Source organism: Kitasatospora sp. NPDC043949 (assembly GCF_056435365.1).
In genome coordinates this window covers 80,156-104,638 of the sequence record NZ_JBWKEQ010000029.1, presented here as the reverse complement: position 1 = coordinate 104,638, position 24,483 = coordinate 80,156, and the positions used below count along the sequence as shown (strand labels likewise).

Here is a 24,483-nt window from a genome sequence, read left to right as displayed (position 1 = left end):
GATCCAGGAAGAAACTCTCACTGAAGTTCTGGTTGAACCACGCGCACCGCACCACCGTCCACGCGGCCCCCGACTCCATCACCGCCTTCTCCCCCGCCTCCGCCGCCTCCTCACCACGCCCCGACAACAGCACCAGACGCCCCACACCACGCCGCGCCGCCAACCGCGCGAACGCCCCCACCGCCTCCACCGCCCCCGGAAACGCCAGATCCGGGTAGTACGTCAGATACGCCGCACTCACCCCCTCCAGCGCCGCCTCCCACGTCCCCTCGTCATGCCAGTCGAACGCCACCGCCCCCGACCGCGACCCCACCCGCACCCCGTAACCCAACCCCGCCAACCGATCCGCCACCCGCCGACCGGTCTTACCCGTCCCACCCACCACCAGCACCACACCAGCACCGACCGGAAGATCCACAACACCCTTACGAGCCATCACGAGCACCTCATTCGGAGAGACGGAGGAAACTGACGGAACCGACGTCCCGAAGGCGCCGGCGGCGATCGGGAGGTCCGACGCGATCCGCGGGCCCCTACCGCTCTGCGAGCCCGGCCGGTTCGTCGTCATGGCACCATTCAAATCCACCCCGAGTCGGCGAACCATAGCCACCGCACTCACATCCATGCGCGAGCGTCTACGCCGCCCACCAGCGGCTGTCCGGCCGGTCCGGTCCGCCACGGAGGTGCGGACCGGCTCCACCACCACCCCACCACAACACACCGCACCCCCGCCGGAAAGCCCTTTCCAGCACCTCTCGACCTCCTCTCCACCACCTCCGGAAATCGACTTCGAAAGAGCTCCGGAAAGCGGCGGGGAAGAAAATCACCGCTGGTGCGGAAATGCGGGTGGAATTCCGGCGGAACACCGGCGCGGCGACAGCGGCGGGCCCCGGGAGCGCGTCCGGACCGGGTCCGGGCGCCCGCGCCCCACCCCGGCAGCGGTAGTCTCGCGGCTGCTGTCGACCCGTGGGAGGGCATGTTCATGGCCAAGCTGATAGTCCTGCTCGCCGCAATCTCGGTGGTCTTCTCGATGATCGCGTTCAACGGCGGAAACGCCCCGATCGGCGTGCTGTTCGCCGTGGTGGCGGCGTCCCCGATCCTCTTCCTCGCCTACGCCGTGGCGACCAGGAAGCGCGCCGCCACCGGCGCCGCACGGCAGTTGACACCCGGCCGGCGCAAGGGACGGACGATCGCCGCACGGGTGGTCGCGCTGGCGATGGTCGGATTCCTCGGGTACGGCGTGTACTGGGTGATCTTCGAGCCGAAGGCGAGCGACAAGGCACTCAGCCGGATCTCCGACCTCGACGCCGGCTGCGCTTCCAACATCGCGCGCAAGTACTTCCCCAAGACCGCCGAGCACACCGGCGCCGGACCGCACCCGGTCGCGATGTTCACCGTCAGCGAGTCCGGCTCCTCGCACCCCGCCTCCCCCGCCGCCGGCTCGCCGGACTACTGGAGCGGGACCCGCCTGGACCCGTACCGCGTCCAGCTGATCGCCTGCCTGGGCTCACCCGACGAGGGCGAGTTCCTCACCGACTGCAAGTTCACCTCGGACACCCTCAAGCTCTACCGCGGCAGGTACGAGGTGACCGTGTACGAGGCCAGGACGGGGAGGAAGGTCGGCACCGAGCAGCTGCTGGGCAGCGCCAAACCCAGCTGCCCCAGCATGGTCTACCTGAAGAAGGACGTCTCCAAGCTGCACACCGAGCCAGAGTTCGCGGACTACCAGCAGGTACTGCGCAAGTACGTCGAGCAGTAGCCCGCCAGGAGCAGCGCCTCCCCGGGCGGCTCCTCCGCCCCCGGGGGATGATGACGGAGGGAGCGTCGAAGCTCACCGAGCGTAGCGAAGAGGACGCCCGCGTTCGATCCTGCGGAAAGCGGGCAGACGGGGCGTCTCGATACGGCGAGCGAAGGAGCCCCGCATGGCCGATCCGGCGAAGTCATCCGCGCGGAACCCGCACGACGGTGCGGCCCCCGGGGCCGGGTCCGGGTCCGGGTCCGCCGGAACCGGGGTCATCGAGACCAACGTGCCGGCCCGGCTGGACCGGCTGCCGTGGTCCCGCTGGCACTGGCGGATCGTGATCGGCCTGGGCACCGTCTGGATCCTGGACGGCCTCGAGGTGACGATCGTCGGCAACATGGCGGCCAGGCTCGCGCAGCCCGGCAGCGGCATCGCCATCTCGACGACCCAGGTGACGACGATCGCGGCCGCCGTGTACGTGGCGGGCGCCTGCTCCGGCGCGCTGTTCTTCGGCTGGCTGACCGACCGGCTCGGGCGCAAGAAGCTCTTCATGGTGACGCTCGCCGTCTACCTGGCGGCGACCGCCGTGACCTCGCTGTCCTGGACGGCCTGGTTCTTCTTCCTCTGCCGCTTCTTCACCGGGTTCGGCATCGGCGGCGAGTACGCGGCGATCAACTCGGCGATCGACGAGCTGATCCCGGCCCGGGTGCGCGGCCGGGTCGACCTGATCATCAACGGCAGCTTCTGGATCGGCGCCGCGCTCGGCGCCTTCGCCTCCGTCGCACTGCTGAACACCGCGCTGTTCGCCACCGACGTGGGCTGGCGGCTCGCCTTCGGGATCGGTGTCGTGCTGGGCCTGGTGATCCTGCTCGTCCGCCGGCACGTCCCGGAGAGCCCGCGCTGGCTGTTCACCCACGGGCGGGCGCCGGAGGCCGAGGAGGTGGTGGCCGAGGCCGAGCGGGTCGTGGAGCGGGAGACCGGCCGACCGCTTCCGGCCGTCACCGACCGGCCGATCCTGATCCGCGAGCGCGCCCCGCTCGGGTTCGTCACGCTCGCCCGCACCGTGATCAGCCGCTACCCGCGCCGCACGGTGCTCGGCCTCGCGCTCTTCATCGGACAGGCGTTCCTGTACAACGCCGTGACCTTCGGCTACGCGGTCATCCTGACCCTCTACTTCGACGTGCCGGAGGGCGACACCGGCTACTACTTCGCGGTCATCGCGGTCGGCAACTTCCTCGGCCCGCTGCTCCTGGGCCACCTCTTCGACTCGGTCGGGCGGGTGCCGATGATCGCCGGCACCTACATCGGCTCCGGCCTGCTGCTGTTCGGCACCGCCGCGCTGTTCCAGCAGGGTGCGCTGAGCGCGGCCGGCATGACGGCCTGCTGGACGGCCGTGCTGTTCCTGGCCTCGGCGGGGGCGAGTGCGGCCTACCTGACGGTCAGCGAGATCTTCCCGCTGGAGACCAGGGCGATGTGCATCGCCTTCTTCTACGCCGTCGGCACGGCGGTCGGCGGCATCAGCGGCCCGCTGCTCTTCAACGGCCTGGTGAGCAGCGGGAAGGTCTCCGACACCACGCTCGCGTTCTGCATCGGGGCGGCCCTGATGACGGCCGCGGGGCTGGTCGAGGCCGCGATCGGCGTACGGGCGGAACGGCGCAGCCTGGAGGACCTGGCGGCCCCGCTGAGCGCCGTCGAAGCGGCGGATCGTTAGCTGGTGCCGCCGCCGATGACCAGGATCCGTGTCAACTCGCGCACCCCTCACCGCGTTTGCCGCCGTCCCGAAGTCCAGGGCGTGTCTTCGAGCCCCGCCTGCGCGCCGACGCCGGGCAGGCTGCACGGCGGTGCGGTGGATCGGCCCGGCCGGGAATCGCTCAGCCGTCCGGCCGTCGAAGGTCGCATCGGAGATTTTCTGATGAATCATCAGACTTCTTTGGCATCAGCCATGTTGTTCGTGCGGGCCCCATCGGTCTGCGGCTAGCATGCGGGGCGTTCCGTTCGGAGACGAATCGCCCGGGAGGGCCGGCTGAGCTGCCGAGATCGGAGCCTGGCGGGCCAGGAGGAGAGTTCATGCGCGAGTCCTTAAAGCACGTCCAGCCCATCGGTGAGGGCCCGACCGCGGGCGACGTCGCGCTGCCGCCGGGCCTGCCGTACCCGGACGGGTGGGCCTCGGTCGGCTTTTCCGACGAGCTCAAGCCCGGCACGGTGCTCACCCGGCGGCTGGCCGGGGAGGACGTCGTGCTGTACCGGCTGCGGAGCGGGCGGATCCGCGCGATCCGCCCGTACTGCCCGCACCTGGGGGCCCACCTCGGCCTGGCCGCGGTGGAGGGCGACGACCTGGTCTGCCCCTTCCACCGCTTCGCCTTCGACCCGGACGGCCGGTGCGTGCGGACCGGGTACGGCTCCGCGCCGCCGAAGGCCTCCCTGGCGCAGCTTCCGGTCCGCGAGGTGAACGACGCCGTCTTCGTCTGGCGCCACCACGACGGCCGGCAACCGGACTGGGAGATCCCGTCGTGGCACACGCTCGGGCACCAGCCGTCCCGGCACGCCGCCTGGGAGATGGCCGGCTACGCCCAGGACGTCATGGAGAACGCGGTGGACCTGGGCCACTTCGTCACCCTGCACGGCTGGCCGAGCGGCGAGTTGGCGGCCCCGATCGACTGGGACGGCACGCGCTTCCACGTCTCGATGCGGGTGCAGGAGGACTTCCCGCTGCTGGGCCGGCGCCAGGTCGAGATCGAGGTCGACGGTTACGGCCTCGCCTGCCTGCACACCGACGTGCACACCCCGGCCCTCGGCCTGAAGATGTGCTCACTGGTGATGGCCACCATGGTCGCGCCCGGCCGGATGCAGTTCCGGCAGGCGAGCCGGTTCTCCTTCGACGAGCCGTCCCGGCTGCCGCCCGCGGTCGGCAGGGCGGTCAGCCGGTCGCTGTCGAGCCTGCTGGCGGGCCCGATGTTCAAGCGGAGCTGCGAGTTCACGGCGGCCGACTTCCCGATCTGGTCCACCAAGAAGTACCTGTCACCGCCCCGGCTCGCCCCCGGCGACGGGCCGATCGGCGCCCTGCGGCACTGGGCCCGGCAGTTCTACCCGCCGGACCCCCAGGAACACCTGCCCGCGCCGACCGCCCTCACGGTCCGGACCGAGAACGGTGCCCGCAGCGGGCTCGCCAAGCCCTGAGCGGACGGACGGACGGACGGCCGGGGCCCGGGTCGGGGCCCCGGCCGGCCGTCTGCTCAGCTCGGGAGCCGGCCACCGAGCAGGAAGGCGGTGAACGGCGCGAGCACCCGGGGGTCGGTGAAGTCGACGCCGTGCGCGGTCGTGTCGAAGGTGACCATCGCCGCCCGGTGCCCGAAGGCGCGCTGGGTCTGCCGGGCGCCGTTGTAGGTGGTGTCGGGGTCGTACCGGTTCTGCAGCATCAGGATGTTGCGCGGGCCGTCCGGGTCGGCCCGGACCGGCGGTTCCTTCGGGCCGTAGTGCCAGAAGGCGCACGGCCAGACGTTGCCGCTCATGCCGTTGGTGAGCGGGTACCGGGCCCGGTCGGCGGCGGTGCGGGCGGCGTAGACGGCCGGGTCGCGGGGCCAGGCCGAGTCGCCGCAGATCACCGCGAACTGGGCCGCGAGGAAGTTGTCGGGGATGACCTGCGGCAGCGGGTTGCCACCCGATCCGCCGGTGCCCGCGCCCGTCGGCCCGGCGGCGACCGTCGCGCCCTCCGGCGTCGGGGCCTGGGCCTGGGCCGGAGTCGTGTCGCGTTCCTCGGCCAGTTGCAGGACCCGCGCGCCGAGGGGGTAGTAGCTCGGCTTGACCAGCGAGGCGTAGACGACGCTGCGCAGGCCGCCGCCGGTGAGCAGCCGGCCGCCCGACAGCGGCAGCGGGTCGCGGTCAACCTCGCCGGCCAGCCGGAGGTAGCTCGCCCGGACCGCCTCGGGGGTGGCGCCGAGGTGCAGGGTGGCGTCCTGGGCGGCGACGAAGCGGGCCAGGGCCGGGAAGGAGTCGGCGAAGCCTTCGCTGAACAGCCTGAACCCCTGCTCCAGCCCGCCCGGCGGCACCGTGCTGTCCAGCACCACGCGGTCGGTGTGCGAGGGGAAGAGGGTGGCGTAGACCTGGCCGAGGTAGGTGCCGTACGAGCTGCCCAGGTAGGAGATCCGGGGCAGGCCCAGGGCGGCCCGGATCCGGTCCAGGTCGCGGGCCGAGTTGGCGGTGGTCACGTCGGCCAGGTAGCCGCCGCTCGCGGCCGCGCAGCCGTCGGCCACCCGCCGGGCCTGGTCGAGGTTGGCGGTGATCGAGCCGTCGGGGCCGGGGAAGGGGTAGTTGAGCTGGGCGTCCCGCTCGGCGGCGGACAGGTCGCAGTGGACCGGGGCGCTGTTGCCCACCCCCCGCTCGTCGAAGCCGATCAGGTCGTACGAGCGCAGGACGTCCGGCGGCAGCAGCTTCGCCATCTCGCCCGGGTAGTCGAGTCCGGAGCCGCCCGGCCCGCCCGGCACCACGGCCAGGGTGCCGCGCCGGTGGGCGGGGTCGGCGGTGCGCAGCCGGGAGACGGTGAGGGTGATCGTGCCCTCGGCCGGGTCGTGGTAGTCCCGCGGCACCCGCAGGGTCGCGCACTGCTGGCGCGGGTCACGGGTGAACGGCACCCCGTTGGCGTTCGGGGTCGGCGCGGGGCAGGACCCCCAGGCGAGTTGCGCCGCCGGGGCCGCGACGGCGGTCGGCGCGAGTGGTGCGGCGAGCAGGAGGGCGGCGGTGAGCAGCGCGCCGCCGGCGCGGGCCGTGGTGCGGCCGGTAGGTCGGGTCATGCGTCCGACGCTAGGACTGGTGAGGTTCCGTCAGCCTCGGCGCGGGGGTGGAGAATTCACCCGGGATGCTTCTCCACCCGGCTCCACCCGGCTCCACCCCGGGGGTGAGTTCGACCAGGGCGGGCCGGACGGGCCGGTGTCGGCCCGTCCGGCGTCGGACAGGTCCTACGCGTGGGCGCCCGCGCACTCCGGGTGCCCCCAGCTGCTGCCCACCTTGGTGATGGTGTCGCCCTTGGCGTAGGGGCGGGTGCAGGGGCAGGTGCCGGGGAAGCGGGCGGCCAGGGTCCGCGAACCGCCCGAGGAGCGCTTCTTCGCCGTGGACGAGCCGGCCGACGAACCGGCCGACGAGCCCGCCGACGAGGAGGCCGGGCGGGCGGCCCGCGCCGGGGTGGTCCGGGCCGGGTCCGGCTCGGGGAGGTCGGCGGCGGTTCCGCCCGCGGCCTGCTGCCGGCGGGCGGCGTCGCTGGCGGCCTTGTCGGCGATGGCGTTCAGCGGGTCGCCGTTCACCTGGTGGGCAGGGACGTACATGAAGGTGACGTCCCGCCCGGTCAGGAGCTCGTCGATGTGCTGGATCAGCTCGCGGTTGGCGACCGGCTTGCCGGCGGCGGTCTTCCACCCGTTGCGCTTCCAGCCGACCAGCCACTTGGTCACCGCGTCGCGGGTGTACGTGCTGTCGAGCCGGACCTCCAGCGGGACGGCCGGATCCGTCGACGCCAGCAGCTGCTCCAGCGCCGTCAGCTCGCCCACGTTGTTGGTGCTGTGCCCGAGCGGACCGGCCTGCCAGCGCTGGGGCACCCCGGCGGCGTCCGCCACCACGTAGGCCCAGGCCGCCGGACCGGGGTTGCCCTTGGCTGCTCCGTCACACGCTGCAATGACTCGTTCGACCATGCCCCGATCATGCCAGGACGTGGCAGGCCCGGGCCAAATCGGTCAGACGCGGAGCAGCAGCAGGAGCAGGGCCGCGGACCAGCTGAAGTTGGTCGAGTTCCGCCCCTCCCCCGTCAGCGGGTCGTAGTTCTCCCGCAGCGGACCGTCGCCGCCGAGCCCGGCTGCCGCGGCCAGCAGCCGGTCCGTCGCCCGGCGGGCGTCCTGGTTCCAGCCGTACCGGCGCAGGCCTTCGATGGCGAAGTAGGTCTGGTCGATCCAGGCCAGCCCGCGCCAGTACCCGGCCGGGTCGAAGGAGGGCGAGCTGCGGGCGACGGTCGGGAACGGCAGCGCGGTGCCGAACTCGGCCGGGTCGAGCAGGAGCCCGCGGACCGCGCGGGCCTGGGCGGGCGAGGCGGTGCCGGACCAGAGCGGGATCGCGCCCTCGATGCCGCGCCCGCGCGCGGTGAGGCGGGCGCCGGTGGCCAGGTCGGTGTCGTGGAACCAGCCCGTGGCCGGGTCGAACATGGTGTCGCGCACGGCCCGGTCGATCGCCTCGGCCCGTCCGCGCAGCCGCTGGGCGGCGGTGCGGTCGCCGAGTTCGGCGGCGATGGCGGCCAGGGCGCGGTGGTCGGCGGCCAGGTAGGCGTTCAGGTCGACGGAGCGCTGGGTGAGCGACCAGCCCAGCAGGGCGCCCTGCGCGTTGCGGTTGGCGACGACGGCGGTGCCGAGGGCGGCGTCGAAGCGCGGCGCGTTGTCCATGCCGGACTCCCAGGCCGCCGCCGCCAGGCAGTCCGCCGGGGCGGCGTTGCCCGGGTCGACGGTGGCGCCGTACTCGCACAGGCCTTCGCCGTCGTGGTCCCGGGTGCGGTACCACCAGTCCTGGTAGGCGGTCAGTTTGGGCAGCAGCTCGCGCAGGAACGCCCGGTCGCCGCCGCGCCGGTAGACCTCCCAGACCGCCCAGGAGGCCAGCGGGGGCTTGGAGTTGCGCTCGTTCCAGTTGCCGCCGCCGGTGCTCGGGTCGTTGTAGAAGACGCAGTCCGGGATCATCCCGGCGTCCTGCGGGCGGTCGGCGGAGTCGGGCCGGATCTGGTGGTCGAACATCGCCCGGATCTGGTCGGCGGCCAGGTCGGGGGCGAAGACGGCGGTGCCGGCGGCCTGCTTCCAGGTGTCCCAGGCCCAGACCCCGCTGAACCACTTGTACGAGAGCGTGGGCGTGACCGCGTCGTGCCGGATCCGCCCGGCCGGGCTGCGCCAGTTGGTGACCAGGGTCTGCACGCACTTGACGGCCGTCCGGCGGCGCGCGGCGGGGACGCCCTCGGTCGCCCGGGTGACGTACCCGGCCCAGCGGGCGGCGCCCGCCGCGGCGACCCGGTCGGGGGCGCGCAGCGCGGCGTCCGCCTCGGCGACGGCGCGGGAGTGCTCGGCGTCGGTGAAGGTGTAGCTCTCGGCCCAGTCCAGGGTGCGGGCCGCGCCCGGGGCCAGCCGGACAGGCCCGGCCAGTTCGGTGCGGTGGCCGTCGCCGCTGACGGTGGTGCGGACCGGCGCCGCGTGGCGGACCTCGAAGCGCTCGGTGCCGTCGGTGAGGTAGTCCCAGGTCTGCCGTACCCGGGCGAACCGGACGGCGACGCCGCGCTCGGCGGCGACCAGGGCGGGGGCGTCGTGCTGGGGGCCGGTGGCCGGGCGCAGCAGTGTCCCGGTCCAGGCGACCTGGAGGGTCCGTTCGGCCGGGCCGCCATTGGCCAGCCGGGCCCTGACCAGGGCGGTGCGGTTGCTGGCGAAGCGCAGTTCGAGGGTGAGCGCCAGGCGGCCGCCGAGGTCGTAGGACTGGCGCAGCAGCCCGGGCAGCGAGGTGAGCCGGGGGGCGCCGCCGGCGGCGAGGTCCAGGATCCTTCCCTGCTCGGTCAGTTGGAGGCGGTTGAGGCCGTCGCTGAGCCACCACGGGTATTCCTGGGCGAGGTGGAGGGGGCCGGTGAAGCCGCCGAGCGGGTCCTGCGGGCGCGGCAGGGCGTAGGCGTGCCAGGCGCCGAGGTCGGCGAAGACGTTGATCGGGTTGTTGCCGGTGGCGTCGCCGGGGTAGGCCTGCGCGGGGGTGCCGTGCAGGTCGAGGATGTCGGCGTAGCGGTCGGACAGGTCGGACAGGGCGGACGGGTCAGCCAGGTCGGACGGGGCGGCCTGCCGGTCGTCGGCGTGGGCGGCCGGTGCGACGCCGCCCGCCACGGCGAGGGCGGTGCCGGTGGCGGCGGTGGCGGCCAGGAGTCGGCGGCGGGACAACGGCGTCATGTGCGCTCCTCGGCGGGCGTGGACGGAGACGGAGACGTGGACGGGGAGGCCGGATCGGGGCCGGCTGCGGGAACCCGGACGATGGCGGCGCCGAGCGGTGCGAGGGTGACGCCCCGGCCGGTGTCGGCGCCGGTGAGCAGGTCGGTGCCGGTCCGGTCCAGCGCCACCCGGCATGCGGCGGGGCCGTGGTTGAGCAGGAACAGGTAGTCGGTGCCGTCGGCGGCGCGGCGGCGGGTGGCCTCGACGCCGGTCGGCAGGCCGGGCAGTTCGGCGCCGACCCCGGCTTCGGCGAGCGGCAGGTCGAGCACCCGGCCGACGTCCGCGCCGAGGTGGCAGCCGAGGTACCAGGCGCTGCCGGTGCCGTGGCGGTGCCGGGTGACGGCGGGCAGGCCCGCCAGCTCGCCGGAGGCGTAGCGGGCGACGGTCTCGGCGCCCTCGGTGTCGATCCATTCGCTCCAGTGCTCGGCCCGCAGCTCCGGCCCGCCGTCATCGAGCCGGACGGTGGTGGCGGCCCCGTCGGGGATCGGCCAGTGCTCGTCCACGACGAGGCCGAACAGCGGCCGCAGCGGCCCGGGGTGGCCGCCGGGGTGGAGGTGGTCGTGCCGGTCGCTGATGCCGCTGAACGGGCCGCAGACCAGGTGGCCGCCCGCCTGGACGAAGGCGGTGAGCCGGGCGGCGGTGGCGGTGTCGAGCAGGTACAGGTTGGGGGCGAGCAGCAGCCGGTAGCCGTCGAGGTCGCCGGTGGGCGGGACGAAGTCGACGGTCACGCCGCGGTCGTGGAGGGCCGCGTACCAGGGCCGGAGCAGGTCGAGCCAGCGCATCCGCGCGGAGGGGTGGTCGTCCAGCTCCAGCGCCCACCAGCTGTCCCAGTCGAGCAGGACGGCCGCCCGCCCGCGGATCCGGCTGCCCGCGATCTCGCCGAGCCGGCGCAGCTCGGCCCCGAACCTGACGGTCTCCCGCCAGCCGCGCGAGGAGGTGCCGCGGTGCGGGAGCATCGCGCTGTGGAACTTCTCGGCCCCGGCGACGGAGGCGCGCCACTGGAAGTGCAATACGCCGTCCGCGCCCCGGGCCAGCGCCTGGAGCGACCAGAGCCGGTACAGGCCGGGCCGTTTGGGCAGGTTGACGGGCCGCCAGCTGACGGCCGAGGGGGCCTGTTCCATCAGCAGCCACGGCTTGCCGCCCTTGAGGGAGCGCATCAGGTCGTAGTTCATGGCCGCGTTGACGTGTGTGCGGGGGTCGGCCGGGTCGGGGTAGGCGTCGTCGGAGACGAGGTCCTCGTGGCGGCTCCACTCCCAGTAGTCCAGCGACTTGAGCATCGACATGAAGTTGGTGGTGACCGGCACGCCCGGTGAGACCTCGTCGAGGACGGCCTTCTCGGTGCGGTGCAGGGCCAGCAGCGCGTCGGAGCAGAACCGGCGCCAGTCCAGCAGCTGGGTCGGGTTGACCGGCCCCGGCGCGGCGCGCGGTGGTTCGATCTCGTCGAACGAGCCGTAGCGCTGCGACCAGAACGCCGTCCCCCAGGACCGGTTGAGCTCGTCGACGTCGCCGTGCCGCTCGCGCAGCCAGCGCCGGAAGTCGGCGGCGGACGCGGGGCAGAAGCACTCCTGGACGTGGTCGCCGTACTCGTTGTGGATGTGCCACAGGGCGAGTGCGGGGTGGTCGTGGTAGCGCTCGGCGAGGGCCCGGGTGAGCCGGGCGGCGGCGGCCCGGTAGACGGCGGAGGAGGGGCAGTAGTGCTGGCGCGAGCCGAACTCCAGCCGGACGCCGTCGGCGGTGACGGGCAGCAGCTCGGGGTGGGCGCGGACCAGCCAGGCGGGTGGCGAGGCGGTGGCGGTGGCCAGGTCGACGGCGATGCCGTGGCCGTGGACGAGGTCGAGGAGGCGGTCCAGCCAGCCGAAGTCCCAGCTGTCGGCCGCTGGTTGGATCCGCGCCCAGGAGAAGACCCCGACGGTGACCAGGTTGACCCCGGCCTCGGCCATCAGCTTCACGTCCTCGGCCCACACCTCCTCGGACCACTGCTCGGGGTTCCAGTCCCCGCCGTAGAGGAGGCCGGGCACGCGGGTCAGCGCGGCCGCGTGGGAAGGAGTACGGGAGGTCATGCGGGGGGTCATCCTTTCAGCGCTCCGCCGAGCAGGCCGGCCACGAACTGCCGCTGGAACACCAGGAAGAGCAGCACCAGCGGGAGGGTGGCCAGCAGGGAGCCGAGCATGAGGCCGGAGTAGTCGACGCGGGTCAGCCCGGTCAGTGTGTTGAGCGCCACCGGCACGGTGTACTTGTCCTCGGTGTTGAGCATCAGAAGCGGCCAGATGAAGCTGTTCCACTGGCCCATGAAGGTGAAGATCACGAGCGCGCCCAACTGCGGCCGCACGCACGGCAGGACGACCTGGTAGAAGGTGCGCAGTTCGCCGGAGCCGTCGATGCGCGCCGACTCCAGGAGTTCGTCGGGGAAGTCCAGGAAGCCCTGGCGCATCAGCAGGATGCCGAAGGAGTTGGCCAGGAAGGGCAGGATGACCGCCTGGTAGCTGTCGATCCAGCCGACGCTGGCCATCATCTGGAACAGCGGGACGAGCAGCACCTGGAGCGGGATCATCATGGTCGCCAGCACCAGCCCGAGCAGTAGCCCGCGACCCCGGAACCGGTACTTGGCCAGCCCGTAGCCGCACATGGCCGACAGCAGGGAGCTCAGCGCGGTGTAGACGACGGCCACGCCGAGGCTGTTGAGCAGCACCCGGCCGAAGCCGATGCTCTGCTGGAGGTGCGCCAGGTTGCGCAGCAGTTCCCCGCCGGGCAGGAACGGCGGCGGGGAGTGGAAGAGTTCGGAGCTGCTGTGGGTGCTGGCGATCAGCATCCAGGCGAACGGCACCAGGCTGACGACGGCGCCGAGGGCGAGCACGGCCAGGACGACGGCGCGGCCGAGCCGGGCGGCCGGCGGGCGGGCCACCGGTGGGCGGACGGCCGCCGGTCGGGCGGGCCGGGGGCGGGCGGAGGTGGCGCTCATCGGCGGCGTTCCCTTCCGTAGAACCGGAACTGGAGGAGGGAGACGGCGGCGATGACCAGCACCACGACCCAGGCGATCGCGGCCGCGTACCCGAAGTCGAGCTGCTGGAAGCCGACCTTGTACAGGTAGACCACCGGGGTGAGGGTCGCGTCGCCGGGGCCGCCGCGCGTCAGCACGTAGTTCTCGTCGAAGAGTTGGAGCGTGCCGATGGTAGAGGTGATGACACAGAACAGCACCACCGGCCGCAGCTGCGGCAGGATCACGCTGGTGTAGGTGCGCAGCGTGCCCGCGCCGTCAAGGGCGGCGGCCTCGTACTGGTCCCGGCCGATGGCGTGCAGGCCGGCGAGCAGGATGACGGCGTTGTAGCCGGTCCAGCGCCAGGTGACCGAGCCGATCAGGGAGATCCTGGCCCAGGTGGGCGAGTTGAGCCAGTCGACGGGGCCGGCGCCCAGGGCGTGCAGGAGCTGGTTGGCCAGGCCGCCGTCGGTGCGCAGCAGCACCTGGAAGACGACGGCGTAGGCGACCAGCGTGGTGACGGCGGGCAGGAAGAAGACGGCCCGCCAGCCGGCCCGGAAGCGCAGCCAGGACTGGTTCAGCAGGACGGCCAGCACCAGCGCCAGGCCGATCATCACGGGCACCTGGACGGCCAGGATCATCCCGGTGTTGACCAGGGAGTGCAGGAAGGCCGGGTCGTCCAGCATCCGCCGGTACTGGTCCAGGCCGACCCAGACGGTGGCGCCGTCCCGGCGGGCGGTGAAGCTCTGGTAGAGGCTGGCGCCGAGCGGATAGGCGAAGAAGAGGATGAAGAGCACGGCCGTGGGCCCGGCGAAGAGCCAGGCCGCGGAGCGTGGCAGCCGTCGTCGCCGGGTGGGCGCGGTGCGCGCGGGCGCGGCGGCCACCCGGGGGGCGGGGGCCTGGAGACTGGTCATGGCGCGTGTCCCTACGGGGCCGGCTGGCGACTGGTCGCGGTGGCGATCTGGCGGGCGGCGGAGCGCAGCGCGGTGCCGGGGTCGGCTCCGTTGTGCAGCACCTGGTTGACGGCGGTGTTGACGATGTCGCCGGCCTTGGAGTCGTCGGCGGTGCTCTCGACGGTGGGGATGGACCGGGCGAGGTCGGCGAGGAGCCGCATGGCGGGCTGGTTCGCGTAGTACGGGTCCGGCTGCTGGAAGTACGGGTCGTCCAGGGCCGGGAGGTAGGCGGGGAAGAGGCCTTCGTGCTCCATCATCGAGGCCTGGTTGGCCCGGCCGGCGAGCAGGAAGGAGAGGAATTCCCAGGCCAGTTCGGGGTTCTTGCTCTGGGCGGTGACGCAGAGGGTGGAGCCGCCGCTGTTGGAGGTGCGGCAGCCGCCGGGGTCGAACGCGGGCAGGGGGACGACGCCGAACCTGCCGTTCAGGTCGGCCATGTCGCCGGTGAGGGTGCCGTCCCACCAGGCGGCGGTGGGGGTGGTGGCGGCCTTGCCGTCGTGGGTGCCGGAGACCAGGCCGTCCCAGCCGTTCTCGAAGTCGACCAGGCCCCGGTCGACCAGTTGCTTCATCAGGGTGAGCGCCCGTTCGGCGGCGGGTGAGGCGACGGCGACCTTGCCGTCGACGAACCAGCCCTGGCCCTGCTGTTGGAGCAGCAGGGCGAACATGCTGTCCTGCTTGGCGTCCAGGATGAGCAGTTTCTTGCCGGTGCGGTCCTTGAGGGTGGTGCCGGCGGCGAGGTAGTCGTCCCAGGTGGTGAGGGTGGCGGGGTCGATTCCGGCCTGCTGGAAGTGGTCACGGCGGTAGAAGAGGGCGCACGGGCCGCTGTCCCAGGGCAGTGCGAGGACGCGGCCGCCCGCGTCGGTGACGGTGCGCCAGGCGGACGGTGCGAAGTCCTTCGCGAGGCCGCCGGCCCGGCTGGTCAGGTCCACCAGCGCGTGGGGGAAGTTGCCGATGTAGGTGGGCATCCTGTGGCCCTCGACGGTCAGCACGTCGGGGAGTCCGCTGCCGGCTCCGAGCCCGACGGTGATCTTGTCGTAGGCGTTGTCGTAGCCGATGTCGACGACGTCGACGGTGGTGCCGGGGTGTGCCTGTTCGAAGGCCTTGCCGAGCCGTTGCATGGCCTTGGCTGCGACGTCCCAGGACCAGATGGTGATCTTCCCGGCGACCTTGCCGCCCGAACTCGCGTCCAGCCGTTTGGCGTCCGGGGCGCCGGCGCCGCCGGTGGCGCAGCCCGTCGCCCCGGTCAGCAGCAGCGCGCCGCCCGCGAGCCCGGCGCCGAGGACCCGGCGCCGGGTGGGGCCCGGTCCGGATCCGGCCCGGCTGCCCACCGGAGCGTCAAGGCGTCTGTGCCGGGTGCCGGTTGAGTTCTTTCCTCCCGACATCTTGCCTCCTGAAGAGTGAATGCCGAATGCTGTATACAGAACTCAGCACACACAGTGCCGTCAAGGCCTGTGACCGAAATCGCGGAAGGTGCCAGGATGACCGCACGCGCCCCCCGGACCCACCCGTACATCCCCAACTCCGCCCCCGACGTGAAGAAGGCCATGCTGGCGGCGATCGGCGCGCACAGCGTCGAGGAGTTCTACGCCGACATCCCCGCCGAGCTCCGCCTGGACCGCCCGCTGCGACTGCCCGAGCCGCTCGGCTCCGAGGCGCAACTGGTCGCTCACATGGAGGAGTTGCTCGCCCGCAACGCCGCCGTCCCGCCCGGCCGCAGCTTCCTCGGCGCCGGCTGCTACCGCCACCACGTGCCCGCCGTGGTCGACGAGGTCGTCAACCGCAGCGAGTTCCTCACCGCCTACGCCGGTGAGCCGTACGAGGACCACGGCCGGTTCCAGGCCCTGTGGGAGTACCAGTCGCTGATGGCCGAACTGCTGGCCGTCGACGTCGTCAACGTGCCGACCTACGACGGCTTCCAGGCCGCCGCGACCGCACTGCGGATGGCCGGCCGGGCCACCGGGCGCCGCCGCCTCCTGCTGGTCGGCGACCTCGACCCGGACAAGCTCTCCCGGATCCGCGACTACGTGCGCGGCGTCCACGACCTCGTGCTCGTCCCGGCCGAGCCCGGGGCCGTCCGCGCCGCCCTCGCCGCCGGCGACGCCGCCGCCGTCTTCGCCGAACTGACCGACCACTGCGGCCGGGTCGACCCCGAACTGCCGCAGTACGTCGAACTCGCCCACCAGGCAGGCGCGCTGGCCGTCATCGGCGCCAACCCGCTGAGCCTCGGCGTGCTCGCCCCGCCCGCCTCCTTCGGCGCCGACCTCACCTGCGGCGACCTCCAGCCGCTCGGCATCCACCCCAGCTTCGGCGGCGGCAACGCGGGCTTCATCGCCAGCGCCGACGACGAACGCCTGGTGGCCGAGTACCCCAGCCGCCTCTTCGGCCTCACCCCCACCGACGTGCCGGGCGAGTACGGCTTCGGCGACGTCGCCTACGAGCGCACCTCCTTCGCCCTGCGCGAGGAGGGCAAGGAGTGGGTCGGCACCGCCGCCGCCCTGCACGGCATCGCCGCCGGGGTCTACCTCTCGCTGATGGGGCCGCACGGCATGCGCGAGATCGGCGAGACCATCCTCGCCAACACCGCCTACGCCCGTCGGCGCCTCGCCCAGGCCCCCGGCGTGGAACTCGCCGACCCCGAGGCCGTCCACTTCGCCGACTTCACCCTCCGCTACACCGGCGGGCGCACCGCCGCCGAGGTCGCCGCCGCGCTGCTCGCCCGCGGCCTGCACGCCGGCTCCCCGGCCGGGGAGCACGAGGGCCGCTACTGCGTGACCGAGCTCCACACCCAGGCCGACATCGACCGCCTCGCCACCGCCCTTGAGGAGATCGTCAAGTGACGGATCGTCAGAACAGCGGCGGGACCGACCCGCGGATCGCCCCCAAGCCCGCTCTGCGCCGCTTCCACCAGGCCCGCTGGGACGAGAAGCTGATCTTCGAACTGGGCGCGCCCGGCGAGCGCGGCGTCCTGCCACCGACCCCCGGACCCGGCGTCACCGCCGCCGTCGGCAGCCCCACCGACCGCCTGCCCGCCGCGCTGCGCCGCGCCACCCCGGCCGCGCTGCCCGAACTCGGCCAGCAGCAGGTGCTCCGCCACTACCTGCGGCTCTCCCAGGAGAACCTCGGCGCCGACCTCAACGTCGACGTCGGCCAGGGCACCTGCACCATGAAGTACAGCCCCAAGGTCAACGACGCCTTCGTCCGCGACCCGCGCATCGCCGCCCTGCACCCGGCCCAGGACCCCTCGACCGTCCAAGGGGTGCTCGAACTCGTCCACCGGCTTGAGCAGTTGCTCAAGGAGGTCTCCGGCATGGACCGGGTCTCGCTGCAACCCGGCGCCGGCTCCGCCGCGATCTGGACCAACGTCTCCGTCATCCGCGCCCACTTCGCCGCCCGCGGCGAGGCGGAGCAGCGCGACGAGGTCATCACCACCGCCTTCTCGCACCCCTCCAACGCCGCCTGCGCCAAGACCGCCGGCTTCAAGGTGATCACCCTGCACCCGGACGCGGACGGCTACCCCGACATCGAGGCGCTGCGCGCCGCCGTCGGCCCGCGCACCGCCGCGCTGCTCATCACCAACCCCGAGGACACCGGGATCTACAACCCCCGGATCGCCGAGTTCGTCCGCATCGTGCACGCCGCCGGCGGCCTGTGCGCCTACGACCAGGCCAACGCCAACGGCGTCCTCGGCATCACCCGGGCCCGCGAGGCCGGCTTCGACCTGTGCCACTTCAACCTGCACAAGACCTTCTCCACCCCGCACGCCTGCGGCGGCCCCGCCGCAGGCGCCTGCGGCGTCACCGCCGAGCTCGCGCCCCACCTGCCCAGCCCCACCGTCGAGTTCGACGGCGAGCGGTACGTCCTGGACCACGACCGGCCGGAGTCCATCGGCAAGATCCGCCCCTACCTGGGCGTCGTCCCGAACCTGGTCCGCGCCTACGCCTGGATCATGTCGATGGGCGCCGCGGGGCTGCGCGAGGTGGCCGAGACCGCCGTGCTCAACAACAACTACCTGATGCACCAGGTCCAGCGGATCCGCGGCGTCTCCGTGCCCTACGCCAAGGGGCGCCCGCGCGTCGAGCAGGTCCGCTACAGCTGGCAGCAGCTCAACGAGGACACCGGCCTGCACAGCGAGGACCTCGGGTACCGCGCCGCCGACTTCGGCACCCACTACTGGACCAGCCACCACCCGTACGTCGTCCCCGAGCCGATGACGCTGGAGCCGACCGAGTCCTACTCCCGCGCCGACCTCGACGAGTACGCCGCGATCCTCGCCGAGGTCGCCCGCGAGGCCTACGAGGACCCGGAGACCGTCCGCACGGCCCCGCACAACTCCACCGTGCACCGCATCCGGCACGAACCGCTGGACGACCCGGCGGTCTGGGCCGTCAGCTGGCGCGCCTACCGCCGCAAGGTCCTCGGCGAGCGGCCGTGACGGCGGGCCCCGGGGCCGGTCGTCCGACTCCCGCCGTCCGCCCGGCGGGCGGGAACCCGACGACCGGCCCCACCATCGGGCTCGTGGTCAACCCGGTCGCCGGACTCGGCGGCCGGGTCGGCCTCAAGGGCAGCGACGGCGCCGAGGTCCAGCAGCGGGCCCGCACCCTCGGCGCCCGGCCGGCCGCGACCTCCCGCACGGAGCTGATGCTCCGTCAATTTGCTGTGCTCGCAACGCACTCGACCTTGCTCACGGCGGCCGGGCCGATGGGTGCGGACGCGGCGCGGGCGGCCGGCCTCGACGCGACGGTGGTCCACCGGCCCACCGGCCCGGGCACCACGGCGGCGGACACCCGCGCGGCCGTCCGCGCCCTCGTCGCGGCCGGCGCCGGCCTGCTGCTGTTCTGCGGCGGCGACGGCACGGCCCGCGACGTCCTCGACGCGCTGGGATCGCTCGGATCGCTCGGATCGCTCGGTCCGGAGCCAGGACCGCCCGTCCTCGGCATCCCGGCCGGGGTCAAGATGCACTCCGCCGTCTTCGCCGTCCACCCCCGCGCCGCCGCCGAGGTGGCCGCGGCCTGGGTGGGCGGCGGCGTCCGGCTGGCGTCCGCCGAGGTCGTGGACCGCGACGAGGCGGCGCTACGGGAGGGCCGGGTGTCCGCCCGCCTGCACGGGTGGCTGACCGTCCCGGTCCTGCCCGCCCGGGTCCAGCAGCGCAAGACCGGCAGTTCCGCCGCCGACCCCGAGGCGCTGGGCGGCATCGCCGCCGAGGTCGCCGAACGCGTCGGCCCCGGCGGGCTGCTCGCCCTCGGCCCGGGCGGCACGACGCACGCCGTCGCCACCGCGCTCGGCGCGGCGGACGCCTGTCTGACCGGCGTGGACGTGCTCCGCCTCCAACCGGGCGGCGGCGCCCGGGTCGTGATCCGCGATGCCCGGGCCGACCAGCTGCTGGCCCTGCCCGCCGCCCCGTGGATCGCGCTCTCGCCGATCGGCGGCCAGGGCTTCCTGCTCGGCCGCGGCAACCAGCAGTTCACCCCCGAACTGCTGCGCGCCACCGGCCGCGAGCGGCTGCTCGTCCTCGCCACCGAGGCGAAGCTCGCCGCCCTCGCGGGCCGCCCGCTGCTGCTGGACACCGGTGACCCGGAGCTGGACGATGCCCTGTCCGGGCACGTCCGGGTGATCACCGGCCGCCACGCCAGCGCCGTCTACCGCCTGACCGCCTGACCGCCTGACCGGCCCGACCATCTGACCAGCCGGGCCGGCCGGACCTCCTGAGACCCGCCCCCCTGAGACCTCCTGAGACCCCCTGAAGAGGAGCCCCCAGTGATCGACCTCCACGGCAAGCGCGCCATCGTCACCGGCGCCGCCTCCGGCATCGGCCGGGCCACCGCCGCGCTGCTGGCCGAACTCGGCGCGGCCGTCGTCCTCGCCGACCTCGACGCCGACCGCGGCGAACGGGCCGCCAAGGAGACCGGCGGCACCTTCGTCCGCTGCGACGTCTCCCAACGCGCCGACTGCGAACGGGCCGTACGCACCGCCGTCGACCTGCACGGCGGCGTCGACGTGCTGTTCAACAACGCCGGGATCATCCGCCGGTCCACCGTCTGCGACATCGCCGACGACGACTGGGACCTGGTGATGGCCGTCAACGTCCGCTCCGTCATGCTGCTCAGCGGGCTGGTCGTGCCGCTGATGGCCGCGAACGGTGGCGGCAGCATCATCAACACCGGCTCCGGCTGGGGCATCCGGGGCGGCGGCCGGGCCGTCTCCTACTGCGCTTCCAAGGGCGCCGTCGTCAACATGACCCGGGCCATGGCCATCGACCACGGCCCCGACAACATCCGCGTCAACTGCGTGTGCCCCGGCGACACCAACACCGGTATGCTCGCCGAGGAGGCCCGCCAGCTCGGCGAGAGCCCGGACGCCTTCTACGCCGACGCCGCCGACCGACCGCTCGGCCGCATCGGCCAGCCTCGGGACATCGCCCAGACGGTCGCCTTCCTCGCCAGTGACGCCTCCACGTTCGTCAGCGGCGCGATCATCGCCGTGGACGGCGCCGGGACCGCCTGACCAGTCACCCGGCCGGTACGCTACGGACCGAGGAAGAAGGGAAAGCCCGATGGCGATCGAGCGGCGTCCGCTGCGCGAACAGGTGAAGGACGAACTCCTGGAGCGGCTGGGCCACGGCCGGTTCACCCCCGGCGAGTCGATCAACGAGGTCCACCTCGCGGAGGAACTGGGCGTCAGCCGCACCCCGTTGCGCGAGGCGCTGATCAGTCTGGAGCGCGAAGGCATCATCACCAGCGAGCGCGGCAAGGGCTTTCGCTTCGCACCCACCGGCCGGCAGGAGTTCCTCGACCTCACGGCCATCCTGATCGCCCTGGAGTCGCTGGCGCTGCGGACCTCCGACCGCGCGTACCTCTCGGCCATCGCGCCCCGGCTGCTGGCGGAGGCCCGCGCCTTCTCCGCGCCCCAGGCCCCGCACGGCACCATAGAGCGCTACGACGACGCCTGGCACGCGCTGTTGCTCTCCGGCTGCTCCAACACCCGGCTGCGCGAGCTGATCGACTCGCTCAAACTCACCCTCCACCGCTACGAGCGGGTGGTCGTCGGCGACCACGAGATCCTCGAACGCGCCGCCGAGGAGCACGAGCGGATCGCCCAGTGCCTCCTCGACGACGACGTGGAGCAGGCCGTCGCCGCCCTGGAGGCGAACTGGACCAGCGGCATGGAACGGATCATGGAGCGCCTGCCGGCCCTCGGCGCCCGCTGACGCGCTCTCCCCCGCGGCCGGGACGTCACTCCTCGTCGGACCGGCCGCGGACGCAGGTCAGCACTCCGGCCACGGCCGCGATCTGCGCGGTGAGCCCGCCTGCGTCGCCCTGCCCCTGCACCGACAGGGCGACCTCGACGGGCTTCTCGGAGACCTCGCCGGGGAGCTCCCCGTCCGTGCCGGACAGCGTGCGCAGCTCGAAGACGGCGAAGCCGGCCCGGGTGCACTGGTCCAGCACGTCCCGCAGCACCCCCCTGCCCGGACGGTAGACGATGCGGTACGAGACCGGCGGCCGGTGCAGCGCGGGCAGGCGGTTGAGCAACGGCCTGATCGCGTAGGACGCGAGGAAGTACGCCGCGACGGTCAGCGCCGCGAGCAGCGGCAGGCCCGCGGCCGCGGCGGAGCCCACCGCCGCGGTGAGCCAGATCGTGGCCGCCGTCGTCAGGCCCTGCACCCAGCCCCGGTGCACGAAGATCACCCCGGCGCCGATGAAGCCCAGCCCCGACACGATCTGCGCGGCCATCCGGGACGGGTCCAGCTCGACGGTGCCCGCGCGCACCACGTCGGCGAAACCGTACTTGCTCACCAGGGTGAACAGCGCCGCGCCGCTGCCCACCGTCGTGTACGTCCGCAGGCCCGCGGACTTCTGGCGGATCTGCCGCTCGACCCCGATCAGGCCGGAGAGCAGGAAGGCGAACAGGAACTCCAGTACCTGGACCGACCCCTGACCGGACGGCCCGGCCGCCCATTGAACCGCTGCCATAGCCCTGACGCCTCTTCTCCGCCGCACCGCCGGCCCCGGACGTGGTGATTCATGCTAGGGCCCGGTGCCCGGCGGCGTGGCCTCCTCCCGGCAGGCCGGGGGTCGATTCCGCGTCAATTCCCGTCGAGTCCCCACCCGTCGGCGCGCACGGACGGCCTGGGCCGGACCGAGGCGAGCAGGGCGGCCGGGTCGGGGTTCTTCTGGAGGCCCGGCAGCAGCAGTTCCCACAGGTCGCACAGGCGCTCCTCGATGGTGCGCCGTCCGTCGATCGCGTCGGAGACGGTGTGCAGCCCGAAGAACGCGCAGATCACGCCGTGGGCCGCGGTCGACGGGTCGACCCGGGCGGCGAGCTCGCCCTCGCTGCCCGCCCGTTCGAGCAGGACGCGGACGGTGTCGATCCACCCCACGAACGGCACCGGGAGGTCGGCGTCGATGGCCGCGCGCTCGGACCAGAGCCGGGCGCCGGCCCTGACCACGACGTCGTCGCGGAAGGCCCGCGCCACCGCGAAGCTCAGCCGGACGAGTTGCTCCAGCGCCGGCACCGGCGTGCGGGTGTGGCGCGCGACCAGCTCCGGCCAGGTGGCGAAGTGCGCTTCGATCACGGCGCGGGCCAGGTTCTCCTTGCTGGTGTAGTGGAAGTAGATGGCCCCGCTCGTCCTGCCTGAGGCCGCGCTGATGTCGCTGATGCTGGTGCCCGCGTACCCGCGTTCGTCGAACAATCGCGCAGCTGATTCGAGGACTGACCTCCGTGTCGTCTCCGCCCGATTCTGCACGCGCCTCTGCCTTTTCAAGATCACCTCGGCTTTTCGCACGCACTGTAGTGATCCGCGGGCCGGATCGCCAACTGACGACATGCGAAACCAAGGGGATTGATATTTTCTGTAAATATGAAGATGCTGGATTTCCTCCCCTCCTCGGCGGCCCGGCATCCTGCCCGACCGCTCAGCTGGTCCCGCACGGTCCCCCGTGAACTGGTCCACCGCGCCGCCGTGGCGGAGGTGCTGCTGACCGACGTCCGGGCCCGAGGCGGCGACCGCTTCGAGGCGGCGGCCCAGTGGCCCCGTTCCCACCCCACCTTCCCGCGCGGACGCGGGGAGCGGCACGACCCGCTGATCGCCGTGGAGACCGCCCGCCAGCTGGGCATCTACCTGCCGCTGCGCCACTACGGCGTACCGGCCGACACGCACCTGCTGATCACCGACGTGTCCTGCCGGGTCGACCCGGCGGCCGAGCCGCGCGGCGACGGCCCGGCGGCGGTCCTCTGCCGGGCCCTGGTGCACGACCTGCGGACCTCGGCCGGAAACCACCGGCCCACCGGCATGCGGCTGCGGGTCGACTGCTCCGCGCGGGGAGTGGTGTTCGCCCGGATCGAGGGCGGCACGCGCTTCGTCGAACGGCCCGCCTACCCGGCCCTGCGCGGCACCGCGCTGGCCGGGGACCCCGCGGACTCCGGCCCGCCCCCCGACCCCCCGTCACCGGCGGAGGTCGGCGTCGCCCTGCCCTCCGACGTGCTGGTGACGCGCGCGGCCGGTCGTTCGTGGGCGGATGGCCCCCTCCTGATCTGCCCGGCCGATCCGGCGCACCCGTTCTTCTTCGACCACCCGTCCGACCACATGCCCGGCATGGTGCTGCTGGAGGCGGCCCGGCAGGCCGCGGCACTGCGGAGCGCGGGGCGGCTGTCGCACCCCGTCGACTACCGGATGAAGGCCGTGCGGTTCACCGAGTTCGCCCCCCTCCCGGAAGTCGGCATCACCGAGTACGAGCATTTGTGTGTTTTTCATATTCGTCAGAACGGTCATATCACCGCCGTGGGGTCGTTGGGCTATTGAAGTAAAGACCCGGCAAATCTAGGGCCGCCAAGTTTGACCGCGAAACATATCGATCGTAACGTTGCGATCGTTATGTTCCGGGTCGTTTTCTCCGGCCCGGACGCCGATGCGCGTCGTTTTGCCGCGCTCCAGATTCCGGCCCCGGACAGGTCGGCAAGCGGCGACGGCCCCAGGCCGTGGCCGCCCCCCCTCGTCCCGACGCGCACCCCGGCGAATCCCACAGAGCCAATCCCACCTGAAGGGCGTAGGCATGACCGTGGAGAGAATCAACGACTGGACCCCTGCAGCCGTCGTCTTCGACTGCGACGGCACGCTGATGGACACCGAGTCGCACTGGCACGAGGCCCGTGCGGAGGTGCTGCGGGGCTACGGACTCACGGCCGGACCGGAGTTCACGGCGCGCGCGGCCGGGCTGCACTACTCGGACTGCGGGCGGCTGATGGCCGAGACCGCCGGCGACCCCTCGCTGGCGCCGGAGCTGACCGACCGGCTGCTGGCGAGCTTCCGGGCGCTCGTCGACGCCGACCCGGTCCCGATGCCGGGCGCGGCCGAACTGGTCGGCCGGCTCAGCGGGTTCGTCCCGCTGGCGGTCGCCAGCAACTGCCCGCGCGACGTGATCGAGGCCGGACTCGGCGGCGCCGGACTGCTCGAACACTTCGAGCACATCGTGGTCCCGGCCGAGGGGATCGGGCCCAAGCCGGCGCCGGACGTCTACCTGACCGCCGCCCGGCTCTGCGGCGCCGAGCCCACCGACTGCCTCGCCGTGGAGGACACCTTCTGCGGCATCCGCTCGGCCGTCCTGGCGGGGCTGCGGGTGATCGGTGTCGGACCGCACCCGTCGGCCGAGGCGCGGGACGCGGTCGACCTGTGGGTCGCCACCCTGGGCGAGCCGGGACTGCTCGACTGGGTCCGGCGCCGGAGCGCTCTCGCCCTCACCAGCTGAGCGGCCCCCGGCCGAGCAGCGCCCGGCGGAGCAGCGCCCGGCGGAGCGCAAGCCGGGTGGGGACCCGGCCAGGCGGTCACGGTCCGGCGGGGGCCGGCTCGGGGCC

The 24,483-nt window shown here is 73.2% G+C and carries 20 protein-coding genes; 10 read left to right on the top strand and 10 right to left on the bottom strand.

Annotated features, from left to right (window positions below):
• Nucleotides 1-436: SDR family oxidoreductase (locus AC07AL_RS23550; RefSeq protein WP_478318074.1), on the bottom strand; the 436-nt coding region annotated here is incomplete at its 3' end.
• A gap of 546 nt (nt 437-982) precedes the next feature.
• Between AC07AL_RS23550 and AC07AL_RS23545 the strand changes: the two genes are divergently transcribed.
• From AC07AL_RS23545 to AC07AL_RS23535, 3 genes are all read left to right on the top strand, one after another.
• Nucleotides 983-1,759 carry a hypothetical protein gene (locus AC07AL_RS23545; RefSeq protein WP_363586399.1) on the top strand — a complete coding sequence of 259 codons (777 nt, stop codon included), beginning with the start codon at nt 983-985 and terminating at the stop codon, nt 1,757-1,759.
• Nucleotides 1,760-1,922: 163 nt separating this feature from the next.
• Nucleotides 1,923-3,452 (top strand): MFS transporter, encoded by a 1,530-nt coding sequence (locus AC07AL_RS23540; protein WP_363586398.1) that lies wholly within the window; start codon nt 1,923-1,925, stop codon nt 3,450-3,452.
• Nucleotides 3,453-3,808: 356 nt separating this feature from the next.
• Nucleotides 3,809-4,918 carry a Rieske 2Fe-2S domain-containing protein gene (locus AC07AL_RS23535; protein ID WP_478318070.1) on the top strand — a complete coding sequence of 370 codons (1,110 nt, stop codon included), beginning with the start codon at nt 3,809-3,811 and terminating at the stop codon, nt 4,916-4,918.
• A 56-nt stretch (nt 4,919-4,974) separates the two neighbouring features.
• On the opposite strand, the gene AC07AL_RS23530 is transcribed toward AC07AL_RS23535, so the two are convergent.
• The 7 genes from AC07AL_RS23530 to AC07AL_RS23500 form a co-directional block, all read right to left on the bottom strand.
• On the bottom strand, nt 4,975-6,528 hold the full coding sequence (locus AC07AL_RS23530; RefSeq protein ID WP_363631983.1) for an alpha/beta fold hydrolase: 1,554 nt from the start codon (nt 6,526-6,528) through the stop codon (nt 4,975-4,977).
• A 165-nt stretch (nt 6,529-6,693) separates the two neighbouring features.
• A complete protein-coding gene (locus tag AC07AL_RS23525; protein ID WP_478318069.1) occupies nt 6,694-7,416 on the bottom strand; it encodes a ribonuclease H family protein in 723 nt (240 codons plus the stop codon).
• Nucleotides 7,417-7,458: 42 nt separating this feature from the next.
• Nucleotides 7,459-9,675 carry an MGH1-like glycoside hydrolase domain-containing protein gene (locus AC07AL_RS23520; protein WP_478318067.1) on the bottom strand — a complete coding sequence of 739 codons (2,217 nt, stop codon included), beginning with the start codon at nt 9,673-9,675 and terminating at the stop codon, nt 7,459-7,461.
• The gene (locus AC07AL_RS23515) at nt 9,672-11,774 is read right to left on the bottom strand and encodes a beta-galactosidase (protein WP_478318066.1); all 2,103 of its coding nucleotides are present in this window, start codon (nt 11,772-11,774) and stop codon (nt 9,672-9,674) included. The genes AC07AL_RS23520 and AC07AL_RS23515 overlap by 4 nt, the downstream gene beginning before the upstream one ends.
• 8 nt (nt 11,775-11,782) lie before the next feature.
• The gene (locus AC07AL_RS23510; protein ID WP_478318064.1) at nt 11,783-12,673 is read right to left on the bottom strand and encodes a carbohydrate ABC transporter permease; all 891 of its coding nucleotides are present in this window, start codon (nt 12,671-12,673) and stop codon (nt 11,783-11,785) included.
• A complete protein-coding gene (locus tag AC07AL_RS23505) occupies nt 12,670-13,602 on the bottom strand; it encodes a carbohydrate ABC transporter permease (protein WP_350884942.1) in 933 nt (310 codons plus the stop codon). Before AC07AL_RS23505 ends, AC07AL_RS23510 begins: the two co-directional genes overlap by 4 nt.
• A gap of 11 nt (nt 13,603-13,613) precedes the next feature.
• The gene (locus AC07AL_RS23500; protein ID WP_478318063.1) at nt 13,614-15,020 is read right to left on the bottom strand and encodes an ABC transporter substrate-binding protein; all 1,407 of its coding nucleotides are present in this window, start codon (nt 15,018-15,020) and stop codon (nt 13,614-13,616) included.
• A 96-nt stretch (nt 15,021-15,116) separates the two neighbouring features.
• On the opposite strand from AC07AL_RS23500, the gene gcvPA reads away from it, so the two are divergent.
• The 5 genes from gcvPA to AC07AL_RS23475 all read left to right on the top strand — a co-directional run bounded on the left by gcvPA (nt 15,117) and on the right by AC07AL_RS23475 (nt 20,842).
• The gene (gene gcvPA, locus AC07AL_RS23495) at nt 15,117-16,475 is read left to right on the top strand and encodes an aminomethyl-transferring glycine dehydrogenase subunit GcvPA (RefSeq protein ID WP_478318062.1); all 1,359 of its coding nucleotides are present in this window, start codon (nt 15,117-15,119) and stop codon (nt 16,473-16,475) included.
• Nucleotides 16,472-18,070, top strand: coding sequence for an aminomethyl-transferring glycine dehydrogenase subunit GcvPB (gcvPB, locus tag AC07AL_RS23490; RefSeq protein ID WP_478318060.1), 1,599 nt, complete (start codon nt 16,472-16,474; stop codon nt 18,068-18,070). The genes gcvPA and gcvPB overlap by 4 nt, the downstream gene beginning before the upstream one ends.
• An 83-nt stretch (nt 18,071-18,153) precedes the next feature.
• Nucleotides 18,154-19,293 (top strand): ATP-NAD kinase family protein, encoded by a 1,140-nt coding sequence (locus AC07AL_RS23485; RefSeq protein ID WP_478318058.1) that lies wholly within the window; start codon nt 18,154-18,156, stop codon nt 19,291-19,293.
• A gap of 99 nt (nt 19,294-19,392) precedes the next feature.
• A complete protein-coding gene (locus AC07AL_RS23480) occupies nt 19,393-20,139 on the top strand; it encodes an SDR family NAD(P)-dependent oxidoreductase (protein WP_363586387.1) in 747 nt (248 codons plus the stop codon).
• Nucleotides 20,140-20,188: 49 nt separating this feature from the next.
• Nucleotides 20,189-20,842, top strand: coding sequence for a GntR family transcriptional regulator (locus tag AC07AL_RS23475; protein WP_363586386.1), 654 nt, complete (start codon nt 20,189-20,191; stop codon nt 20,840-20,842).
• Between the two features lie 25 nt (nt 20,843-20,867).
• Here the strand turns inward: AC07AL_RS23475 and AC07AL_RS23470 are convergent, their stop codons facing one another.
• Nucleotides 20,868-21,605, bottom strand: coding sequence for an MgtC/SapB family protein (locus AC07AL_RS23470; RefSeq protein WP_363586385.1), 738 nt, complete (start codon nt 21,603-21,605; stop codon nt 20,868-20,870).
• Nucleotides 21,606-21,718: 113 nt separating this feature from the next.
• A complete protein-coding gene (locus tag AC07AL_RS23465) occupies nt 21,719-22,378 on the bottom strand; it encodes a ScbR family autoregulator-binding transcription factor (RefSeq protein WP_478318056.1) in 660 nt (219 codons plus the stop codon).
• A 114-nt stretch (nt 22,379-22,492) separates the two neighbouring features.
• Between AC07AL_RS23465 and AC07AL_RS23460 the strand changes: the two genes are divergently transcribed.
• Nucleotides 22,493-23,434, top strand: a complete 942-nt coding sequence (locus tag AC07AL_RS23460) for a ScbA/BarX family gamma-butyrolactone biosynthesis protein (RefSeq protein ID WP_478318055.1) — start codon at nt 22,493-22,495, stop codon at nt 23,432-23,434.
• 250 nt (nt 23,435-23,684) lie between these two features.
• Nucleotides 23,685-24,377 carry an HAD family hydrolase gene (locus tag AC07AL_RS23455; protein WP_363586382.1) on the top strand — a complete coding sequence of 231 codons (693 nt, stop codon included), beginning with the start codon at nt 23,685-23,687 and terminating at the stop codon, nt 24,375-24,377.
• Nucleotides 24,378-24,483: the final 106 nt, after the last annotated feature.

Excerpts from the sequence above, each read along its gene's own strand:
- AC07AL_RS23470 (WP_363586385.1), bottom strand. The coding sequence starts at position 21,605 with ATGGCAGCGGTTCAATGGGCGGCCGGGCCGTCCGGTCAGGGGTCGGTC.
- AC07AL_RS23510 (WP_478318064.1), bottom strand. The coding sequence starts at position 12,673 with ATGAGCGCCACCTCCGCCCGCCCCCGGCCCGCCCGACCGGCGGCCGTC.
- AC07AL_RS23520 (WP_478318067.1), bottom strand. The coding sequence starts at position 9,675 with ATGACGCCGTTGTCCCGCCGCCGACTCCTGGCCGCCACCGCCGCCACC.
- gcvPA (WP_478318062.1), top strand. The coding sequence starts at position 15,117 with ATGACCGCACGCGCCCCCCGGACCCACCCGTACATCCCCAACTCCGCC.
- AC07AL_RS23455 (WP_363586382.1), top strand. The coding sequence starts at position 23,685 with ATGACCGTGGAGAGAATCAACGACTGGACCCCTGCAGCCGTCGTCTTC.
- AC07AL_RS23505 (WP_350884942.1), bottom strand. The coding sequence starts at position 13,602 with ATGACCAGTCTCCAGGCCCCCGCCCCCCGGGTGGCCGCCGCGCCCGCG.
- AC07AL_RS23545 (WP_363586399.1), top strand. The coding sequence starts at position 983 with ATGGCCAAGCTGATAGTCCTGCTCGCCGCAATCTCGGTGGTCTTCTCG.
- AC07AL_RS23525 (WP_478318069.1), bottom strand. The coding sequence starts at position 7,416 with ATGGTCGAACGAGTCATTGCAGCGTGTGACGGAGCAGCCAAGGGCAAC.
- AC07AL_RS23475 (WP_363586386.1), top strand. The coding sequence starts at position 20,189 with ATGGCGATCGAGCGGCGTCCGCTGCGCGAACAGGTGAAGGACGAACTC.
- AC07AL_RS23540 (WP_363586398.1), top strand. The coding sequence starts at position 1,923 with ATGGCCGATCCGGCGAAGTCATCCGCGCGGAACCCGCACGACGGTGCG.
- AC07AL_RS23535 (WP_478318070.1), top strand. The coding sequence starts at position 3,809 with ATGCGCGAGTCCTTAAAGCACGTCCAGCCCATCGGTGAGGGCCCGACC.
- AC07AL_RS23460 (WP_478318055.1), top strand. The coding sequence starts at position 22,493 with ATGAAGATGCTGGATTTCCTCCCCTCCTCGGCGGCCCGGCATCCTGCC.
- AC07AL_RS23500 (WP_478318063.1), bottom strand. The coding sequence starts at position 15,020 with ATGTCGGGAGGAAAGAACTCAACCGGCACCCGGCACAGACGCCTTGAC.
- AC07AL_RS23530 (WP_363631983.1), bottom strand. The coding sequence starts at position 6,528 with ATGACCCGACCTACCGGCCGCACCACGGCCCGCGCCGGCGGCGCGCTG.
- AC07AL_RS23515 (WP_478318066.1), bottom strand. The coding sequence starts at position 11,774 with ATGACCTCCCGTACTCCTTCCCACGCGGCCGCGCTGACCCGCGTGCCC.